Source organism: Janthinobacterium sp. FW305-129, from assembly GCF_020858115.1.
Lineage (GTDB): Bacteria > Pseudomonadota > Gammaproteobacteria > Burkholderiales > Burkholderiaceae_D > Janthinobacterium.
The window spans coordinates 98856-118508 of sequence record NZ_JACYMM010000010.1 but is presented as its reverse complement, the minus strand read 5'-3'; the positions used below and the strand labels follow the sequence as shown (position 1 = coordinate 118508).

The following is a 19653-nucleotide window of genomic DNA, read 5'->3' as shown; positions in this document are numbered from 1 at the left end:
GCCACAACAGCGCCTTTTTTTGCATAGTGGATCAAACAGCGGCCGCCTGGGCAGCCGCATGCTTCATTACACTACTTTTGGCTCGGCGCTGCGCAAACGGATGTGCAGTTCACGCAACTGCTTTTCGTCAACTTCCGACGGCGCATGGGTCAGCAAGTCTTGCGCGCGCTGGGTTTTCGGGAAAGCGATCACGTCGCGGATCGATTCGGAACCCGTCATCATGGTCACGATACGGTCCAGGCCGAATGCCAGGCCGCCATGCGGTGGCGCGCCGTATTGCAGGGCGTCGAGCAGGAAGCCGAACTTCAGCTGCGCTTCTTCCGCATCGATCTTCAACGCGCGGAACACTTTCGACTGTACTTCTTCGCGGTGGATACGGATCGAACCGCCGCCCAGTTCCCAGCCGTTCAAGACCATGTCGTAGGCCTTGGCGATGCAGGCGCCCGGATCGCTTTCCAGCATGTCTTCATGGCCGTCTTTCGGCGCCGTGAATGGATGGTGGGTCGCCGTCCAGCGGTCCGCTTCTTCGTCGTGCTCGAACATCGGGAAGTCGACCACCCACAATGGCTTCCACACGTCTTCGAACAGGCCGGCTTTCTTGCCGAACTCGCTGTGACCGATTTTCACGCGCAGCGCGCCGATGGCGTCGTTGACGACTTTCGCCTTGTCGGCGCCGAAGAAGATCAGGTCGCCGTCTTGCGCGCCCGTCTGCTCGAGGATCGTGGCCAGCACGTCGGCAGGCAGGAACTTGACGATAGGCGACTGCAAGCCTTCAGGACCCTTGGCTTTCTCGTTGACCTTGATGTAAGCCAAGCCCTTGGCGCCGTAGATGGCAACAAATTGCGTGTATGCATCGATTTCCGAACGGGGCATGCTGCCGCCTTGCGGTACGCGCAGGGCGACCACGCGGCCGCCTTTCATGTTGGCGGCGCCGTTGAAGACCTTGAATTCGACCGACTTCATGACTTCGGTCAAGTCCGTGAAGGCCAGTTTGACGCGCATGTCCGGCTTGTCGGAACCGTACAGGCCCATCGCTTCGGCGAAATCCATCACCGGGAACGGGTTCGGCAGGTCGATGTTCAGGGTGTTCTTGAAGACGACGCGGATCATGTCTTCGAACAGGTCGCGGATTTCCTGTTCCGTCAGGAACGAGGTTTCGCAATCGATCTGCGTGAATTCAGGCTGGCGGTCGGCGCGCAAGTCTTCGTCGCGGAAGCATTTGGTGATCTGGTAGTAACGGTCGAAGTTGGCGACCATCAACAGTTGCTTGAACAACTGTGGCGATTGCGGCAAGGCGAAGAAGCTGCCCGCATTCACGCGCGACGGCACCAGGTAGTCGCGCGCGCCTTCTGGCGTGGACTTGGTCAGCATCGGCGTTTCGATGTCGATGAAGCCCAGCGCGTCGAGGTACTTGCGCACTTCCATCGTCACCTTGTAGCGCAGGCGCAGGTTGTTCTGCATTTGCGGGCGGCGCAGGTCCAGCACGCGGTGCGTCAGACGCGTCGTTTCCGACAGATTGTCGTCATCGAGCTGGAACGGCACGGGCACGGAAGGGTTCAGCACTTCCAGCTCCGAGCAGACCACTTCGATCTTGCCCGACTTCAGGTTGTTGTTGATCGTGCCTTCGATACGGTTGGTGACGACGCCCGTCACGCGCAGGCAGAATTCGTTGCGCACGGCTTCGGCGACCTTGAACATCTCCGCTTGTTCCGGGTTGCAAACGATTTGCACCAGGCCTTCACGGTCGCGCAAGTCGATGAAAATCAGGCTGCCGTGGTCGCGGCGGCGATGTACCCAGCCGCACAGGCTGACGGTTTGTCCCAGCATGGCTTCGGTAACGAGGCCGCAGTATTCAGTACGCATAGACATAAAATTCTCAGTTCAGGTTAGTGAGTGTTCAATCCGGCCACGTCCCGCATGGGACGCCTGCCTTTATTCTTTGGCTGCCGGGGCCGGTACAGCAACAACTTCCGCAGGCGCCACCACGCCCATCGAGACGATATATTTGAGCGCCGCATCGACGCTCATGTCGAGTTCGACGACATCGCTGCGTTTCATCATCAGGAAAAAGCCCGATGTCGGGTTCGGCGTCGTCGGCACGTACACGCTGACAAAGTCGCCCACCAGGTGGTTTGCCGCATCGCCGCCCGGCACGCCCGTCAGGAAAGCGATGGTCCAGGAGTTCTGGTGCGGATACGGCACCAGCACGGCCTTGCGGAAGGCATTGCCCGACGGGGAAAACAGGGTATCGGATACTTGCTTGACGCTCGAATACAGGGAATTGACGATGGGTATGCGTTGCAGCAACTTTTCCCACAGTTTCACCACGTAATTGCCGACCAGGTTATTCGTCAGCAAGCCCGTGAAAAACACGATCAGTACCGTCAATACCGTGCCCAGGCCGGGAATGGTGCTCAGCGCGGGAACCTGGCGGCCGAACCAGACGCTGGGCTTCGTACTGCCGGGCACCAGCAACAGCGACTGGTCCATCGTGCTGATCACCAGATTCAGGACCCAGGCGGTAATGGCCAGGGGCACCAAAATCAGTAATCCGGTAATAAAGTATTTACGCATCGGTTTCTCGGTAAGGGATCGTCTCGGCGCGGCGCGCTCTCAGTCCGCTTTCGGCGCAGCGGCAGCCGGGGCGGGCGCAGGCGCGGCAGCAGGCACGCTTTCGGCGGCCGGGGCAGGTTTGGCGCTGTCGGCCGGGCCCGTCGGAATGGCCGTGGTGGGCGCCGTGCCGCCGCGGAAATCGGTCGCGTACCAGCCGGTGCCCTTCAATTGGAAACCGGCGGCCGTCAATTGTTTCTTGAAACTGGGCTTGCCGCACGACAGGCACACCGTCAGTACTGGATCGGAGATCTTTTGCAAGACGTCCTTGGCAAAACCACACTCGTCACAACGGTAAGCGTAAATCGGCATCTCTACTCCGAGAAAATCATCAAAAACCCTGAATTATAAAGCTTTTCCGCCATTCTCAGCGGAAAATGCCCGGCCGCGACCGTTGCCGCCTCAGTCCGCCCGGCGGCGCCAGCTCATCCAGCGCTCCTTGCCGGCGAAGACGGCGATGGAATCATCGACGGCCTCATCGGCCAGGCAGTCGAAATGCGGCGCCAGCAATTCCTGCAGTGTCTCACGCGATATGCCAAATGGCGGCCCCTTGGCATTATCGTCAAAGAAAAAGTAGCCGGCCAGCATGGCGCCCGGCGCCAGCAGCTGCGCCCAGCGGGCCGCCACTTGCGGCCACATGGCGCGCGGCATGGCGCACAAAAAGGCCCGTTCATAGATCAGGTCCAAGGGCGCAGCTGGCTGCCAGGAAAAGAAATCCGCCTCCACCACCCGCCCTGCCCGCTCGCCCAGCTGCGCGCGCGCGGCCGCCACGGCGCCTGGCGCAAAGTCGATGGCCGTGGCGTCCCAGCCGCAATCGAGCATGAAGACCAGCTCATACGCGCAGCCGCAGCCGGGAATCAGGCAGCGCAGCGGCGCCGGACTGCCGGCCACGAAGCTGCGCAGGCGCGACGGCACGCCGCCGTGGTCCCAGGGCGTGAATTGCTTCTCGAAACGCTCGTCCCAGAAGGCGGGCGACAGCGGGTCGCGGGTATGGAAGTCAGCCATCACTTACGTCCTCAGCGAGTTAAAACGGCAGTTGATGCCAGCGCATGAACACTTGCAAGCCCAGCGCGCCGAGCGCGAAGGCGCCCACGAAGTACACGATAAAGCTCAGCAAGCGGTTCGTCTGGCGTTGCTCTGCCAGCAAGGTTTTCATCAGTTCCACGTCGTTTTCGCGCGGTTCGCCATGCACCGTCAAGGCCTGGTGCAGCAAGCGCGGCAGTTGCGGGAAGATGTGCGCATAACGGGGCGCCTCGGCGCGCAAGCGCTCCATGAAGCCTTGCGGCCCCACCTGATTGCTCATCCACTTTTCCAGGTAGGGCTTGGCCGTTTGCCACAAATCCAGTTCCGGGTCCAGCTGGCGGCCCAGGCCTTCGATATTGAGCAGGGTCTTTTGCAGCAGCACCAGTTGCGGCTGCACTTCCACATTGAAGCGGCGCGAAGTCTGGAACAGCCGCAGCAATACTTGCCCGAAAGAAATATCCTTCAGCGGGCGGTCGAAGATCGGCTCACAGCAGGCGCGCACGGCCGCCTCCAGCTCGTCGACGCGCGTGTCTTTCGGCGCCCAGCCCGATTCGATGTGCGCCTCGGCCACGCGCTTGTAGTCGCGGCGGAAGAAGGCGAGGAAGTTTTGTGACAGATAATCCTTGTCGTAGTCGTTCAGGGTGCCGACGATGCCGAAGTCGAGCGCGATGTAGCGGCCGAACGATTCGGGCGCGATCGACACGAGAATATTTCCCGGGTGCATGTCTGCATGGAAAAAGCCGTCGCGAAACACTTGCGTGAAGAAAATTTCGACGCCATCGCTGGACAGCTTGCGCAAGTCCACGCCGGCCTCCACCAGGCGATCGATCTGCGACACGGGGATGCCAACCATGCGTTCCATCACGATGACGCTGCTGGAACAGTAATCCCAGTGCATTTCCGGCACCAGCAGCAAGTCCGAGTTGGCGAAATTGCGGCGCAGCTGGCTGGCGTTGGCCGCCTCGCGCATCAGGTCCAGCTCGTCGTGCAGGTATTTGTCGAATTCGCCCACGACTTCCTTCGGTTTCAGGCGTTTGCTGTCGGCCCACAGGCGGCTGATCCAGCCGGCCGCGATGTGCATCAGCGCCACGTCTTCGTCGATCAGCTTTTTCATGCCTGGACGCAAGACCTTCACGGCCACTTCGCGGCCGTCTTTCAGGGTGGCGAAATGCACCTGGGCAATGGAGGCGGACGCCACCGGCTCGCGCTCGAAGCGGGCAAACAATTGATCCGGATGCGCGCCGAGCGACTTGGTGATCTGTGCGATGGCCAGGTCGGAATCGAACGGCGGCACCCGGTCTTGCAGGCGCGCCAGTTCTTCGGCGATGTCGGGCGGCATCAAATCGCGCCGGGTCGACAGCACCTGGCCGAATTTGACGAAAATCGGCCCCAGCTCTTCCAGCGCCAGGCGCAGGCGCAAGCCACGCGGCGACGACAGGTCGCGCCAGAAAATCAGGGTGTCGATCAATTTGGCGGTGCGGGGAACTTGCAGACCAGAAATCGCTATCTCATCCAGACCGTACTTGATGGAAACACGGATGATTTTAAACAGGCGCAGGAATTTCAATATCATGTAGACGAATCCGGTAAGGAGGACTGCGGCTGGGCGGCGGCGGCCGCCTTTTCCAGCCGGGCAAGGCGCTTGGCCAGGCGTTCGACGTCATCGCGCACGCGCGTCACGCCAGCGGAATACTCTTGCAGGGTAGAAGGACGGATCAGCATGGGCTGTTCGTCGAGAAAATATTCGGCCACGTTTTCCGCCAGCTTTTGCTGGCCCGTGCGCACAAAGGCGGCGGCATCTTTCGCACCGGAAACCAGGCGTGTGGCCAGCATGGGGCCGACGACTTTCTCCAGGTCATGCTCGGCTTCCCAGCGCAAGCCCTTGCTCAATTGCGAAATCGCGTTGGCAAACTCGGCATCGCCTTCGATCTTGACGTAGGAAAACGCCCGTTCGCGGTTTTGCAGGATCAGCGGCACATCGGACAATTTGACGCGGATGGTGACGCTGGGCGGCATGTCGGCCGGCGCCGTTTCAAGCATGCCGGCGCTGTCGACGCGCAGGCGCAGGGCCACGGCGCCCGTGTCGATGCAGGCCAGCTTGCCGGCGTGCACGGCCAGCTGCTGGCGCGCCCACGGCTCCTGCGCCAGTAAATGGTTGATAGTCGCGATGACGGGCGTCATCAGGGAGAGATCGGAAAGTGGTGCCATCATATGCCTGCGCGCCAAACGCGCCCCTAAAAATGAAAAACCGCCCGTAGGACAACGCGGGCGGTTTCGATCTTACCAGTTCAGCAGGAAATATCTGTCAAGCATCATGCATTGCGCATGAACTTAAGCCATTATTCAGCAAGTTTTGACAATTAATTCAATTGCTGGATGCCTGCCAGGACCCAGCCGCTGTTGCCGCTGACGGGTTTCGACATATTCCACACTTCCGCGAACGGTTCGGCCGCGGCGCCCGGCGCCGAACGGATCAGGCCCGTAAACTTGACGCTGGCCAGGTAATCGTTGACGCTCGTCTCGATACCGAGCAATTCGGCATTGATGGTGACGACGTCCGTAAAGTCCGGCTGCGCGCCCCGTTCCTGGATTTGCATGCGCAGTTCCGCATACACTTCCGGCGACGTGAATTCGCGGATATCGTTGACGTCGGCCTTGTCCCAGGCCGCTTGCAGGCGAATGAAATTGCTTTTCGCGTGGCGCAGGAAGGCATCCTTGTCGAAGTCGCTTGGAACGCCCCATGGCGCGGCAGCCGGTACTGGCTTGTCCAGGCCTACGCCGGACGACACGGGCTGCAGCGGCGGCAGCGGCGGAATGCGCGAACCGATGTCGGGCACGTTACCGGCCGGTGCCGGCTGGTTGCCGCCAAAACCGGCGAACGGCGCATTGCCGCTGGTATTGTTGTCGCGCTTGCCGCGCACCATGCGGTAGATGAAGAAGGCCACGCCGGCCAGCAAGGCCACCATCAGCAGGGTGCTGATCATGCTGGCCAGGGCGCCGCCCAGGCCAAAGTGCGACAGCAAGGCGCCCAGGCCCAGGCCCAGCAGTGCGCCGCCCAATAACCCCTTCCAGCGGCTCGGTGCCTTGGCGGCAGGTGCCGGTGCGGGGGCCGGCGCAGGTTGCGCCTGGCGTGGCGCGGCGGCCGGTGCCGGGGCCGGCGCAGGTGCGGGCGCCTGACGGCCCACGTTTTGCGACTGGCGGCCAAACGAACGGCCACCGCCCATGGGACGGGCCAGCGCCTCGCCCAGTATGGATACCGTGGTCGCGGCCAGCATCATGCCGACCATAAATTTCTTCAATTTCATTCCATCTCCTAAAATCACCAACGTTGATGCATTACATCTTGATACCGGTGTGCAAAGCGGCAATGCCTGCCGTCAAATTGTAGTACTGCACGCGCTCCAGGCCCGCCGTTTCCATCATGGTTTTGAGGGTTTCCTGGTCCGGATGCATGCGGATCGATTCGGCCAGGTAGCGATAGCTTTCCGCGTCGCCGGCGATTTTCTGTCCGAACCACGGCAAGACCGAGAACGAATACAGGTCGTACGGCTTTTGCAGCGGTGCCGCCACTTTGGAAAACTCCAGCACCAGCAGCTTGCCGCCCGGTTTCAGCACGCGGCGCATTTCCGCCAGCGCCACATCCTTGTGCGTCATGTTGCGCAGGCCAAAGGCCACGCTGACACGGTCGAAATAATTATCGGGGAATGGCAGTTTTTCCGCGTCACACAACAAGGTGGGGGTGAGCAAGCCGCGATTCAAGAGCCGGTCGCGGCCCACGCGCAACATCGATTCATTGATATCGGTCAACCAGACTTCGCCCGTAGGACCGGCCTGCTTGGCAAACGCCTTCGACAGGTCGCCCGTGCCGCCGGCGATGTCGAGCACCTTGAAACCGGGGCGCACGCCCGCGTTGGCGATGGTGAACGTCTTCCACAGACGGTGCAGCCCGCCCGACATCAAGTCGTTCATCACGTCGTATTTGGCAGCGACGGAATGGAACACCTTGGCGACTTCGCGCACTTTGTCGTCTTCTGCAACTGTTTTGTATCCGAAATGGGTCGTATTGGTCATGGTAGGCAGTCTGTTTGAACTTGGGAGCATTATACAAGCGGCAGGCGCATTTCCCCGTGACGCCGGAGAAGGTATTGCCTTTCCACTGCATTCTCAGCCAGCATTGCCGCCCGCGCATACGCGGCCAGCGCGCCAGGCCGGTCGCCCTGGCGGCGCAGCAAGTCGGCCCGGGCCGCGTGCAGATAATGCGAGTTGGCAAGGCTGGGCACGGCTTCCAGCCGTTCCAGCCACGCCAGCCCGTGTTCGGCGCCGTGCGCCATGGCGCAGGCGATCACGGCATTGAGCAAAATCAAGGGTTCCGGCTTGTGCCGCAGCAAGGCGCCGTACAGGACGCTGATCTGGCGCCAGTCCGTCTGGCTGGCCGTGGGCGCTTGGGCGTGCAAGGCGGCTATCGCCGCCTGCAACTGATATGGCCCCGGCGAGCGCGCCCGCAAGGCCAGTTCCAGCACGGCCAGCCCCTCGGCAATCCAGTCACGCCGCCACAGGTGCCGGTCCTGCTCTTCCAGGGTCAGCAGAAAACCCTCGGGCGACAGGCGGGCCGGGCCGCGCGACGCCTGCAGCAGCAGCAAGGCCAATAGCCCCTGCACTTCCGGCTGGCCCGGCTGCAGGCTGTCAAGCAGCCGCCCCAGGCGCAGCGCTTCCGCGCACAGGTCCGCGCGCAGCAGGCTATCGCCGCCGCTGGCGCAATAGCCTTCGCTGAACACCAGATAGATGACATGCAACACTTGCGCCAGCCGCGGCTGCAGTTCTTGCGCCGGCGGCAACTCGAAGGGAATGCGCGCTTCGGCGATCTTGCGTTTGGCGCGCAATAGCCGCTGCGACAGGGCCGCTTCCGCCAGGCCGAAGGCGCGCGCGATCTCGGCCGTGGACAGCCCACACAGGGTGCGCAGGGCCAGCGCCACCTGCGCCTCGGGCGCCAGCGCGGGATGGCAGCAGATGAACAGCAGGCGCAGGCGGTCGTCCTCGATGGCTTGCGTTTCATCAAGCATGGCCGCCGGCAGGCAGGACCGCACGGCCTCGGCTTCGCTGACGCTCTTGCCCGCCCGGCGCACATGGTCGAGGCCCGCATTGCGCGCCACGGCACTGAGCCAGGCGGCAGGATTGTCGGGGATGCCCGTGCGCGGCCACAGTTCCAGCGCCTTGCGGCACGCTTCCTGCAGCACGTCTTCCGCCAGGCCCAGGTCGCCGAAACGCCGCATCAGGCCGGCCAGCACCCTGCCCTTTTCCTGGCGAAAGACGTACTCGACGGCCGCAATGGCGTCGCCGGCCATGTTCAAGCCGTCACGGGCCGCACTTCGATGGTGCCCAGGGAAGCTGCCGGACAACGCCCGGCCCAGGCCAGCGCCTCGTCCAGGTTGGCGCAATCGAGCAGATAGTAGCCACCCAGCTGCTCCTTGGTTTCCGCGAACGGCCCATCCGTGATGACGGGCTTGCCGTTTTGCACACGCACGCAGGTGGCGCTGCGCACGGGCGCCAGCTCGGCGCCGCCGCGCAGCACGCCAGCCGCCTCCAGGTCCTGCGTATAGCTGGCAAAGTCGGCCATCAGGCTGGCCATCTGCCCTTCCGGCATGGTTTCGTAACGGCATTCATCGGCGTAGATCAGGATCATGTATTCCATAGTCTCTTCTCCAAAAGAAAAATGCCCGCAAGCGCGGGCATTCATACGACGAACGGGGCGGCGGCAATCCGACAAGATTACCGCATTATTTTTAATTAATGCTTATGGCCGCAGCTGGGTCCGTGAACATGGCCGGACGACTGCTTGATGGTCATGTCGGCCTTGGCGTCGCGGCCGCTGTCGCCCGGGTAGCCGGCCGCCGTCAGACGGTCCAGGTAATCCTGCCACAGCTTGTCTTTTTCCGCGCCCAGCTTGTACAGATAGGCCCAGGTGTACAGGCCGGAATTGTGGCCATCGCTGAAGGTCGGCTGCACGGCGTAGTTGCCGACCGGCTCCAGACCCGTGATGCCGACCAGGCGTTTGCCTAATTGCAAAGTTTCCTGGCCCTTGCCATGGCCCTGCACTTCGGCCGACGGCGAATACACGCGCAGGTATTCGAACGGCAGCGCAAATGTGCTGCCATCGTCGAAGGCCACGTCGAGCACGCGCGACTGGTTGTGCACGGTCAAGCCGGTCGGTTGCGGTGTTGCTGTTTTTTCAGTCATGACAATACTTTATGCGGATAAACGTTGAATGATGGCGGCGCGCAAGGCCGGCAGCAGGGCGCGGCGCGCGGCCAGCACCTCGGGCGCCGTCTCGCGCTGGACCACCGCCCAGCTGGGATTCGGGAAATGCGCATCGTCGCGGTAGCGCGGGATCACGTGCCAGTGCACGTGCGGCGTCATGTTGCCGAAACTGGCCACGTTGACCTTTTCCGGTGCCATCACTTCCCGCACGGCCAGCTCGACTTGCCACACGACTTCCATCACGTAATTGCGCTCGCCCGGCGTCAAATCCGTCATTTCCTTCACATGTTTGTTCCAGATCACGCGGCAAAAGCCGGGATATGCAGGGTCGTCGACGGCCACCACGGACAGGCGTTCGCTACGCCACAGCAAGGCCTCACAGCCCTGCTTCTTGGCAAAGCCATCGAGCAAGTTGCACAGATCGCAGGTCGAGGACGTCACACCAGCACCCGTTCGATGCCGCCGTCATTGGCGCGTTTCACGTAATCCGGCATCCAGTTCTCTCCCAGCAAGTGTTTGGCGATCTCGACGACGATGTAGTCGGCCGTCGTGCCCGAATCGTCATTGTAGCGCGACAAGCCTTGCAGGCACGACGGGCAGCTGGTGAGGATTTTAACGTCGCCGGTAAAACCGTCGCCGCGCAGCTTGTCGGCGCCCTTGACCATCTCTTCTTCCTTGCGGAAACGCACTTGCGTGGAAATATCGGGACGCGTGACGGCCAGGGAACCCGATTCGCCGCAGCAACGGTCATTCTTCTCGATCTTCACGTTGTCTACCGTGCTGATCAGGGAATTGATGGTTTTGCCCGATTCCTGCAGCTTCATCGGATTGTGGCATGGCTCGTGGTACATATAGCGCGTGCCGTTGACGCCTTCCAGCTTGACGTTTTTCTCCAGCAAATACTCATGGATATCCATGATGCGGCAGCCGGGGAAAATCTTTTCAAACTGATACGTTGCCAGCTGGTCGTAGCAGGTGCCGCACGACACCAGCACCGTCTTGATGTCCAGGTAATTGAGCGTGTTGGCCATGCGGTGGAACAGGACGCGGTTGTCCGTCATCATCTTCTCGGCCTTGTCGAACTCGCCCGCGCCCCGCTGCGGATAACCGCAGCACAGGTAGCCAGGCGGCAAGACCGTCTGCACGCCCACTTCCCACAGCATCGCCTGCGTGGCCAGGCCCACTTGCGAGAACAGCCGTTCCGAACCGCAGCCGGGGAAGTAGAACACGGCTTCCGTATCGGCCGTGGTCGTCTTCGGATTGCGGATGATCGGAATGACCTTGTCGTCTTCGATGTCGAGCAGCGCGCGCGCCGATTTCTTCGGCAGGTTGCCCGGCATCTTTTTGTTAATAAAATGGATCACCTGCGCCTTGACGGGCGGCTTGCCCGTCGATGGCGGCGGCGCCTTGGTTTGCTTTTTCGCAAACTTCTTCAGCAAATCGTGGCCCAGGCGCTGCGCCTTGTAACCCCAGCCGATCATGACCTTGCGCGTGGCGTTGATGGTCACGGGATCGGTGGCGTTGAGGAACATCATCGTTGCCTTGGTGCCCGGATTAAAGCTCTTCTTGTCCATCTTGCGCAGCAAGTTGCGCATGTTCATCGACACGTCGCCGAAGTCGATATTCACGGGGCAAGGCGTGACGCATTTATGGCAGACCGTGCAGTGGTCGGCCACGTCTTCGAACTCTTCCCAATGCTTGATGGAAATACCGCGGCGCGTCTGCTCTTCGTACAGGAAGGCTTCGATCAGGGACGAAGTCGCCAAGATCTTGTCGCGCGGCGAGTACAGCAAGTTGGCGCGCGGCACGTGGGTCGAGCACACGGGTTTGCACTTGCCGCAGCGCAAGCAATCCTTGACGCTGTCGGCGATGGCGCCGATGTCGCTTTGCTGCATGATCAGCGATTCATGGCCCATCAGGCCAAACGATGGCGTGTAGGCATTGCGCAAGTCCGCGCCCATGCCTGGCAGGTTCAGCAATTTACCCTTGTTGAAACGGCCTTCCGGATCGATGCGCTGCTTGTAGCTGCGGAAGTCGCCGATTTCTTCTTCCGTCAAAAATTCCAGCTTGGTGATGCCGATACCGTGCTCGCCGGAAATGACGCCATTGAGCGAGCGGGCCAAAATCATGATGCGGCCCACGGCTTCGTGGGCGTCCTGCAGCATTTCGTAATTGTCCGAGTTGACGGGCAAGTTCGTGTGCACGTTACCGTCGCCCGCATGCATGTGCAGCGCGACAAACACGCGGCTACGCAAAATGCGCGCGTGGATCGCCGTCGCCTCGTCGAGGATCAGCTTGAAGGCGGCGCCGTTGAAGATCTGGCGCAGCTGGGCGCGGATTTCCTGCTTCCAGGTCACGCGCACGGTGCGGTCCTGCACCACGTCAAACAGGGTGGCGTTCGGCTGTGTTTCCAGCCGCGCATCGAACACGGGCAGCAAGCGCTCCATGCCCAGTTCGGCCAATTCGCCCTTCACGTCGGCCAGCGGGCGGTCCAGCTGGGCCAGCAGATAGGTCCAGCGCGCCGTCACTTGCGCCAGCAACTGCTGCGCCTGCTCGGCGCGGTCGCCCAGCATTTCAGCGTCGTCGACGCGGTCGTCCGACGCATCGTCGCTCTTACCTACAGGCAAATTGCCCTTGGCAAAGAATTCGCTGAGGGCTTCCGCCAGTTGCAGTTTATTCTTGATCGACAGCTCGATATTGATGCGTTCGATACCATCCGTGTATTCGCCCATGCGGTTGAGCGGGATCACGACGTCTTCATTGATTTTAAAGGCGTTGGTGTGCTTGGCAATCGCCGCCGTGCGGGCACGGTCGAGCCAGAATTTCTTGCGCGCTTCGGGGCTGACGGCCACAAAACCTTCGCCCACGCGGGTGTTGGCGATGCGCACCACTTCCGACGCCGCTTGCGCGACGGCGTTTTCATCGTCGCCGACGATGTCGCCAAACAGGGCCATCTTCGGCAGCACGCCCCGCTTCGACTTGGTGGCGTAGCCGACGGCGCGCAGGTAGCGCTCGTCCAGGTGTTCCAGGCCCGCCAGGCGGATGCTCGTGTATTGCTCGCCCTTGGCCGGCAAGCCGTCCAGGTAATCCTTGATTTCCACGATGGACGGAATCGCGTCGCGCGCCTGGCCAAAGAATTCCAGGCAGACGGTACGGGCGAATTTCGGCATCTTGTGCAAAATCCAGCGCGCCGACGTGATCAGGCCGTCGCAGCCTTCCTTCTGGATGCCCGGCAAGCCAGCGAGGAATTTATCGGTGACATCCTTGCCCAGACCCTCCTTGCGGAACTTGCGGCCGGGAATTTCCAGGATTTCCGTCTTGAACGGTGCGTTCGGTTTTGTGGCGTCGCGCGTGCTCGGGTGGCGCCATTCCAGCTGGAAACGTGCCAGTGCGATATCGTGGATCTTGCCCAGGTTATGGTCGAGGCGCGTGACGTCGAGCCAGTCGCCGTTCGGGTCGACCATGCGCCACGAAGCCAGGTTGTCGAGCGCCGTGCCCCACAGCACGGCCTTCTTGCCGCCCGCATTCATGGCGACGTTGCCGCCGATGCAAGAAGCGTGCGCGGACGTCGGGTCGACGGCGAAGACGAAACCGGCCTTTTCCGCCGCTTCCGACACCTTGTTCGTGATCACGCCCGCGCCCGAATGGATGGTCGCGTATTCGTGGCTCAATCCCGGCAAGACCGTCATTTCGACGGCGCCCAGGGTGATCAGCTTTTCCGTATTGATGACGGCCGACATCGGCGTCAATGGAATCGCGCCGCCCGTATAACCGGTGCCGCCGCCGCGCGGGATGATGGTCAGCCCCAGCTCGATGCAGCCTTTGACCAGGCCGGCCATTTCCTCTTCCGTGTCGGGCGTGAGCACGACGAACGGGTATTCCACGCGCCAGTCGGTGGCGTCCGTCACGTGCGACACGCGCGTCATGCCATCGAAGCGCACATTGTGCTTTTCCGTGTAGCGGCCCAGCACCTTGACCGTGCGCTTGCGCAAATCGTAGGTCTGGCGGAATTCGTCGCCAAAGTCGGCCACGGCCTTGCTGGCTGCCTTGAGCAGCAGTTCGACGTTATGGCTGCGCGCCTGCGCCACTTCCGGCGCTTCACCGCTGGCGGCAGCGTCGCCGCCGGCCGCATCGATGGACAGGCGGCGCTTGTCGACTTCGGCCAGGCGGTGATGCAGGGCGTCGATCAAGCCCTGGCGGCGCTTCGGGTTGTCGAGCAAGTCATCCTGCAGATACGGGTTGCGGCGCACGACCCAGATGTCGCCCAGCACCTCGTACAGCATGCGGGCCGAACGGCCCGTCTGGCGGGCGCCGCGCAGCTCGTCGAGCAGGCGCCAGGAGTCCTCTCCCAACAGGCGTATGACGATCTCGCGATCGGAAAACGACGTGTAGTTATACGGGATTTCGCGCAGGCGGCTTGCTGCGGGACCATTCGGCGTTTCTGCCAGTAAAGCTTGGATATGTGCGGGAGCGTTCATGGAGTGTGGTGACGATGTGGACTGGACCCTAAAGACCCATTTTATCTTATTGCGCCGCACCATGCGGGAACAGCCTTATGCCGCCCAAGGTTTAAGCACCTCATCCGCTACCATAGCAAATATGGAAAAGTCTTCCTTTACATGAATAAAAAACCAGAATGGCTGTCTTTTTTAAGCAAAAATGCCAAGAATCACGGCTGCCTGCAAACTATCAACCTGCCCAAAAATGGGGCAAACGGGCGTTGTGCCAGCCCCATTCAGGCCAGCATCTGGCCAATCCGGTGCCATACGCCATCGGGGACGTAGAGCAGCAAGCCCGTCATCGTAAGATAGCGCGCGCATTTGCCCACGGCCATGTAGGCCACGCTGGGCCAGAACGGCAGCTTGAGCCAGCCGGCCAGGGTGCACAGGGGGTCGCCCACGATGGGCAGCCAGGCCAGCAGCATGGTCTTGGCGCCATAGCGGGCCAGCCAGCGGAACCAGCGCGTGTCGCGCTCCTTGGCGAACGCCTGCTTGGCCCGGTAACCCATCCAGTAGTCGACGATGCCGCCCAGGGTATTGCCCAGGGTGGCGACGCCGATGGCGGCCCAGAACAGGGCGGGATTGGCCTTGATGACGGCAAACACGGCCGGCTCCGAGCCGAGCGGCAAGAGGGTGGCGGAAATAAAGCTGATCAGAAAGACCGATGTCAGCCCGACTTCCGGTGCTGCGATCAGCTGCAGCAGCCAGGCGATTGCGGATTCGATCATGGAACACTTCGCGATGCGGTAAGGCTCTCCATTATAATGAAGAGCAGCTTGCGCGCCGCACAATCCGCGCCGACCAGCAAGGGCCCACCGGCCCCTAGTTCCACAGAGCATTATTGTCGCCAGGCTATCCGCCGCGGCGCAGCCACTATCGCCCGACACGCTCCAGACCCTTTCTGGCCCAGAATCACTTGCTTGCAGACTATGAACATCGACTACCTCAAGAAAATCCTGACCGCCCGCGTCTATGACGTCGCCACCGAAACGCCGTTGGAACTGGCCCCTGCCCTGTCGCAGCGCCTGAACAACCAGATTTACTTCAAGCGCGAAGACATGCAAAGCGTGTTCAGCTTCAAGATTCGTGGCGCCTATAACAAGATGTCCAAGCTCAGCGAAGCGGACCGCAAGCGCGGCGTGATTTGCGCCTCGGCCGGCAACCATGCTCAGGGCGTGGCCCTGTCGGCCGCGCGCATGGGTTGCCGTGCCGTCATCGTCATGCCGACCACCACGCCGCTGGTGAAGGTCGAGGCGGTCAAGGGGCGCGGCGGCGTCAACGTGGAAGTGGTGCTGCACGGCGAGTCGTACACGGATGCCTACAACCATGCGCTGACGCTGGAAAAGGAACAGAAGCTGACCTTCGTGCACCCGTTCGACGATCCGGACGTGATCGCCGGCCAGGGCACGATCGGCATGGAAATCCTGCGCCAGCACGCCGGCCCCATCCACGCCATCTTCGCGCCCATCGGCGGCGGCGGCTTGATCGCCGGCATTGCTGCTTACGTAAAACAGATTCGCCCCGACATCAAGATCATCGGCGTGCAAAGCGTCGATTCGAACGCCATGGCCCGCTCGCTGAAGGCCGGCGAGCGCGTGACCCTGAACGACGTGGGCCTGTTCGCCGATGGCACAGCCGTGCGCCTGGCCGGCGAGGAAACCTTCCGCCTCGTGCAGGCGTATGTCGATGAAATCATCACGGTCGACACGGACGCCATCTGCGCCGCCATCAAGGATGTGTTTACGGATACGCGCAGCATCCTGGAGCCGTCCGGCGCGCTGGCCATCGCCGGCGCCAAGGCCTATGTGGAACGGGCCAGCCTGACCAAGCACCCCGTCAACAATGAAACATTGATCACCATCGCCAGCGGCGCGAACATGAATTTCGACCGTTTGCGTTTTGTGGCGGAACGGGCCGAGCTGGGCGAATTCCGCGAAGCCGTGTTTGCCGTCACCATGCGCGAACAGCGGGGCAGCTTCAAGCGCTTCTGTTCGCTCATCGGCGCGCGCAACGTGACGGAATTTAACTACCGCATCAGCGATGAAAAAGCCGCGCACGTGTTCGTCGGCATTCAAATTGCCGACAGGCATGAATCAAGCGTACTGGCGAAGACCTTCGAAGAACACGAATTCAAGACCCTGGACCTGACGCACGACGAACTGGCCAAGTCGCACATCCGCCACCTGGTGGGCGGCAAGAGCCGGCTGGCGCAGGACGAGCTGCTGTACCGCTTCGAATTCCCCGAACGCCCCGGTGCGCTGATGCGCTTCCTCGACAGCATGGCGCCGAACTGGAATATTTCCCTGTGTCACTACCGCAGCCAGGGCGGCGACGTGGGCCGCATCCTGATCGGCCTGCAAGTGCCGCCCGATGAAATGGGAGAATTCGCCCGCTTCCTCGATACCCTGGGCTACCGTTATTGGGATGAGAGCAGTAATCCCGTCTACAAACTGTTCTTGGGCTAAATAGCGAATTCACCCCGGTATTGCACTGGGGTGAAATAGGCTACCATGCGTGCTTGACCGAATTCACGCCACACGACCATGACCACCACCAACGACCTCGCCGAACAATCTCCCCTCGGCAAAAGCTCCGCCTACCGCACCGATTACGCGCCGGAATTGCTGTTTCCGATTCCGCGCCAGGGCAAGCGCGACGAGCTGGAACTGCACGGTACATTACCGTTTTTCGGCCTCGATATCTGGAACGCCTATGAACTGTCGTGGCTGAACCAGCGCGGCAAGCCGCAGGTGGCGATTGCCAAGGTCAGCGCGCCGGCCGATTCGCCCAACATCATCGAATCGAAATCGTTCAAGCTGTACCTGAACTCCTTCAACCAGACCAAACTGGACAGCCCGGAAGCGCTGTTGATCTTGCTCAAACAGGATTTATCGAACGGTTTCGGCGCGCCCGTGCAAGTGGAACTGACCTTGCAGGAAGATTTCGGCAAGCTCAAAATGGGCGAATTCGACGGTGTGCTGCTGGACCGCCTGGACCTGGAAATTATGCAGTACACGCCCTCGCCGCTGCTGTTGAAGGCGGCGCTCGATGCAGCACCGGTGGAAGAAAAACTCGTCTCGCACCTGCTCAAATCGAATTGCCTGGTGACGGGCCAGCCCGACTGGGGCAGCGTGCAGATCGAGTATGCGGGACCGCAAATCGACCAGGAAAGCCTGCTGCGCTACCTGATCGGTTTCCGCGAACACAATGAATTCCACGAGCAATGCGTGGAGCGCATCTTTGTCGACATCTTGCGTCAATGCAAGCCGCAAAAGCTGTCCGTGTATGCGCGCTATACGCGCCGCGGCGGGCTCGATATCAATCCCTGGCGCAGCAACTTCAGCACCGGGGCGATGCCGGGCAATCTGCGCAATGCGCGCCAGTAACGCTAGGCAACACCGCGCAACACCCCAAAACCATGCCAACAGGAATGTTGGCTGTGTTTTAAAACAACGTTGCAGTAGTGCCGCAGAGCATGTCAAAGACGCTGAAAAATCGGAAAATCGGCATTCGGCGGCGGAAAAACCGGCGCACCGCGTGTTTTTAATCAAGAAATAGCCGATACACGCCGATGTTATTTTTTTGCTAAAATGATGACCACGTGGGCTGTAGCGCCCACTGCGCCCGCAGCGGGCGTATACTGTTGAGAATTGGCGTTACAGGCCGCGAAAACAGGCCTATAATTCGGCTCGCAAGCCCTCTGCGCATTGCACCATTTCATTGAGTGTCATGACTAATCTTAGCAAAATCTTATCCCTCGAAAACGTCCTCCTGGACCTGGAAGTCTCCAGCAAGAAGCGCGCTTTCGAGCAAGCCGGCCTGATCTTCGAAAACAATTACGGCATCGCCCGCTCTACCGTCTCGGACAATCTGTTTGCCCGCGAACGCCTGGGCTCGACGGGCCTGGGCCATGGCGTGGCCGTGCCGCATGGCCGGGTCAAGGGCAGCAAAACCCTGAAATCGCCGCTGGGCGCCTTCGTGCGCCTGGCCGAGCCGATTCCGTTCGAATCGCCCGATGGCAAGCCCGTCAATCTGCTGTTTTTCCTGCTGATTCCCGATCATGTCACCCAGCAACATCTGGAAATCCTGTCGGAAATCGCCGAAATGTTTTCCGATGATGCCTTCCGCACGGCATTGGCCACGGATCCCGAACCGAAATCCGTGCATTCGCGCATCGTCAATTGGCAACCCAGTCTGCAAGCGGCGGGTTAAACTTCAGGTATTCCTCCACTCCTGAAGAAGACTGCCATGTTGCAAACGCCGCTGACGATACAACGCCTGTACGACGACAATCGTGAAAGTCTGCAACTGGGCTGGTTCGCCGGCTTCCCCGGCGGCGAGCGCCTGATCTCGGGCGACGTCTCGTCGGCCGCCGACCAGGTGGGCCACTTGAACCTGATCCATCCGGGCCGCATCCAGGTCTTTGGCCACCAGGAAATCAATTACTATCAGCGCCTGAAGGTCAACACGCGCACCCATGTGATCGGCGAGCTGATCGCCGGCGGTCCGCCCGCGCTGATCATCGCGCAAGGGCTGGAAACGCCGCCCGACATTCTCGCCATCTGCGACGAGCAAAATATCCCCCTGTTCTCGACCCCGCTGCCGGCCGCGCAAGTGATCGACTTCCTGCGCGTCTACCTGTCGAAAAAATTGGCGCAGCGCATCATCATGCATGGCGTGTTCATGGACGTGCTGGGCGTGGGCGTGCTGATCACGGGCGATTCGGGCCTGGGCAAGAGCGAGCTGGGGCTGGAGCTGATTTCGCGCAGCCACGGCCTGGTGGCCGACGACGCCGTCGAATTTTCGCGCATCGCGCCGAATATGATCGAAGGCCGCTGCCCGCCCCTGCTGCAAAACCTGCTGGAAGTGCGGGGGCTGGGTTTGCTCGATATCAAGGCCATCTTTGGCGAAACGGCCGTGCGCCGCAAGATGCGCCTGAAACTGATCGTGCACCTGGTGCGCCGCAACGCGCTGGAAGAGGAAGTCGAGCGCCTGCCCTTCCTGTTCCCCACGGAAGACGTGCTGGGCTTGCCCGTGCGCAAGGTCGTCATCCCCGTCGCCGCCGGCCGCAACATCGCCGTGCTGCTGGAAGCGGCCGTGCGCAATACGATTCTGCAGCTGCGCGGCATCGATACCCTGCAGGAGTTCATGGAGCGGCAACGCCTCGCCATGAGTGGCGATTAGCGTTGCAAGGAGTTCACCCATGCATGGGTGAACCGTTACGCAGGCGGAGAGCAAGGCTCTCCGAAACCCCTGCTCCACCAAC

General features: G+C 61.3%; 18 protein-coding genes. 4 read left to right on the top strand and 14 right to left on the bottom strand.

Features of this window, described 5'->3' with window-relative positions; translation table 11 throughout:
- Positions 1 to 66: 66 nt before the first annotated feature.
- The 14 genes from aspS to IGS61_RS20345 form a co-directional block, all read right to left on the bottom strand.
- Positions 67 to 1863 (bottom strand): aspartate--tRNA ligase, encoded by a 1797-nt coding sequence (gene aspS, locus IGS61_RS20410; protein ID WP_070221635.1) that lies wholly within the window; start codon positions 1861 to 1863, stop codon positions 67 to 69.
- Positions 1864 to 1932: 69 nt separating this feature from the next.
- On the bottom strand, positions 1933 to 2574 hold the full coding sequence (locus IGS61_RS20405; RefSeq protein WP_230541306.1) for a DUF502 domain-containing protein: 642 nt from the start codon (positions 2572 to 2574) through the stop codon (positions 1933 to 1935).
- 39 nt (positions 2575 to 2613) lie between these two features.
- Entirely contained in the window at positions 2614 to 2922 is a 309-nt protein-coding gene (locus IGS61_RS20400; protein ID WP_230541305.1) for an FmdB family zinc ribbon protein, read from the bottom strand.
- 90 nt (positions 2923 to 3012) lie between these two features.
- Entirely contained in the window at positions 3013 to 3615 is a 603-nt protein-coding gene (locus IGS61_RS20395) for a methyltransferase (protein WP_230541304.1), read from the bottom strand.
- Between the two features lie 19 nt (positions 3616 to 3634).
- On the bottom strand, positions 3635 to 5206 hold the full coding sequence (gene ubiB, locus IGS61_RS20390; protein WP_230541303.1) for a ubiquinone biosynthesis regulatory protein kinase UbiB: 1572 nt from the start codon (positions 5204 to 5206) through the stop codon (positions 3635 to 3637).
- Entirely contained in the window at positions 5203 to 5841 is a 639-nt protein-coding gene (locus IGS61_RS20385) for a ubiquinone biosynthesis accessory factor UbiJ (protein ID WP_230541441.1), read from the bottom strand. Before IGS61_RS20385 ends, ubiB begins: the two co-directional genes overlap by 4 nt.
- 152 nt (positions 5842 to 5993) lie before the next feature.
- A complete protein-coding gene (locus tag IGS61_RS20380) occupies positions 5994 to 6938 on the bottom strand; it encodes a Tim44 domain-containing protein (protein ID WP_230541302.1) in 945 nt (314 codons plus the stop codon).
- 31 nt (positions 6939 to 6969) lie between these two features.
- Entirely contained in the window at positions 6970 to 7704 is a 735-nt protein-coding gene (ubiE, locus tag IGS61_RS20375) for a bifunctional demethylmenaquinone methyltransferase/2-methoxy-6-polyprenyl-1,4-benzoquinol methylase UbiE (RefSeq protein ID WP_034753359.1), read from the bottom strand.
- 29 nt (positions 7705 to 7733) lie between these two features.
- Complete coding sequence (locus IGS61_RS20370) at positions 7734 to 8975, bottom strand: RNA polymerase sigma factor (RefSeq protein ID WP_230541301.1); 1242 nt, start codon at positions 8973 to 8975, stop codon at positions 7734 to 7736.
- A gap of 2 nt (positions 8976 to 8977) precedes the next feature.
- Positions 8978 to 9322 carry a YciI family protein gene (locus IGS61_RS20365; RefSeq protein ID WP_230541300.1) on the bottom strand — a complete coding sequence of 115 codons (345 nt, stop codon included), beginning with the start codon at positions 9320 to 9322 and terminating at the stop codon, positions 8978 to 8980.
- Between the two features lie 95 nt (positions 9323 to 9417).
- Entirely contained in the window at positions 9418 to 9867 is a 450-nt protein-coding gene (locus IGS61_RS20360; protein ID WP_230541299.1) for a gamma-butyrobetaine hydroxylase-like domain-containing protein, read from the bottom strand.
- 9 nt (positions 9868 to 9876) lie between these two features.
- Positions 9877 to 10329, bottom strand: coding sequence for an HIT family protein (locus IGS61_RS20355; RefSeq protein ID WP_442908085.1), 453 nt, complete (start codon positions 10327 to 10329; stop codon positions 9877 to 9879).
- Positions 10326 to 14366, bottom strand: coding sequence for a DUF3683 domain-containing protein (locus IGS61_RS20350; protein WP_230541298.1), 4041 nt, complete (start codon positions 14364 to 14366; stop codon positions 10326 to 10328). The genes IGS61_RS20355 and IGS61_RS20350 overlap by 4 nt, the downstream gene beginning before the upstream one ends.
- A 257-nt stretch (positions 14367 to 14623) precedes the next feature.
- A complete protein-coding gene (locus IGS61_RS20345) occupies positions 14624 to 15115 on the bottom strand; it encodes a YqaA family protein (protein ID WP_092718393.1) in 492 nt (163 codons plus the stop codon).
- Positions 15116 to 15316: 201 nt separating this feature from the next.
- On the opposite strand from IGS61_RS20345, the gene ilvA reads away from it, so the two are divergent.
- The 4 genes from ilvA (at position 15317) to hprK (ending at position 19571) form a co-directional block, all read left to right on the top strand.
- Positions 15317 to 16852 carry a threonine ammonia-lyase, biosynthetic gene (gene ilvA, locus IGS61_RS20340; protein WP_230541297.1) on the top strand — a complete coding sequence of 512 codons (1536 nt, stop codon included), beginning with the start codon at positions 15317 to 15319 and terminating at the stop codon, positions 16850 to 16852.
- A gap of 78 nt (positions 16853 to 16930) precedes the next feature.
- A complete protein-coding gene (gene queF / locus IGS61_RS20335) occupies positions 16931 to 17773 on the top strand; it encodes an NADPH-dependent 7-cyano-7-deazaguanine reductase QueF (protein ID WP_230541296.1) in 843 nt (280 codons plus the stop codon).
- Between the two features lie 343 nt (positions 17774 to 18116).
- Positions 18117 to 18599: a PTS sugar transporter subunit IIA gene (locus tag IGS61_RS20330; RefSeq protein ID WP_034753339.1), complete on the top strand. Its 483-nt coding sequence runs from the start codon at positions 18117 to 18119 to the stop codon at positions 18597 to 18599.
- 36 nt (positions 18600 to 18635) lie between these two features.
- Positions 18636 to 19571, top strand: coding sequence for an HPr(Ser) kinase/phosphatase (hprK, locus tag IGS61_RS20325; protein WP_034753337.1), 936 nt, complete (start codon positions 18636 to 18638; stop codon positions 19569 to 19571).
- Positions 19572 to 19653 lie beyond the last annotated feature (82 nt).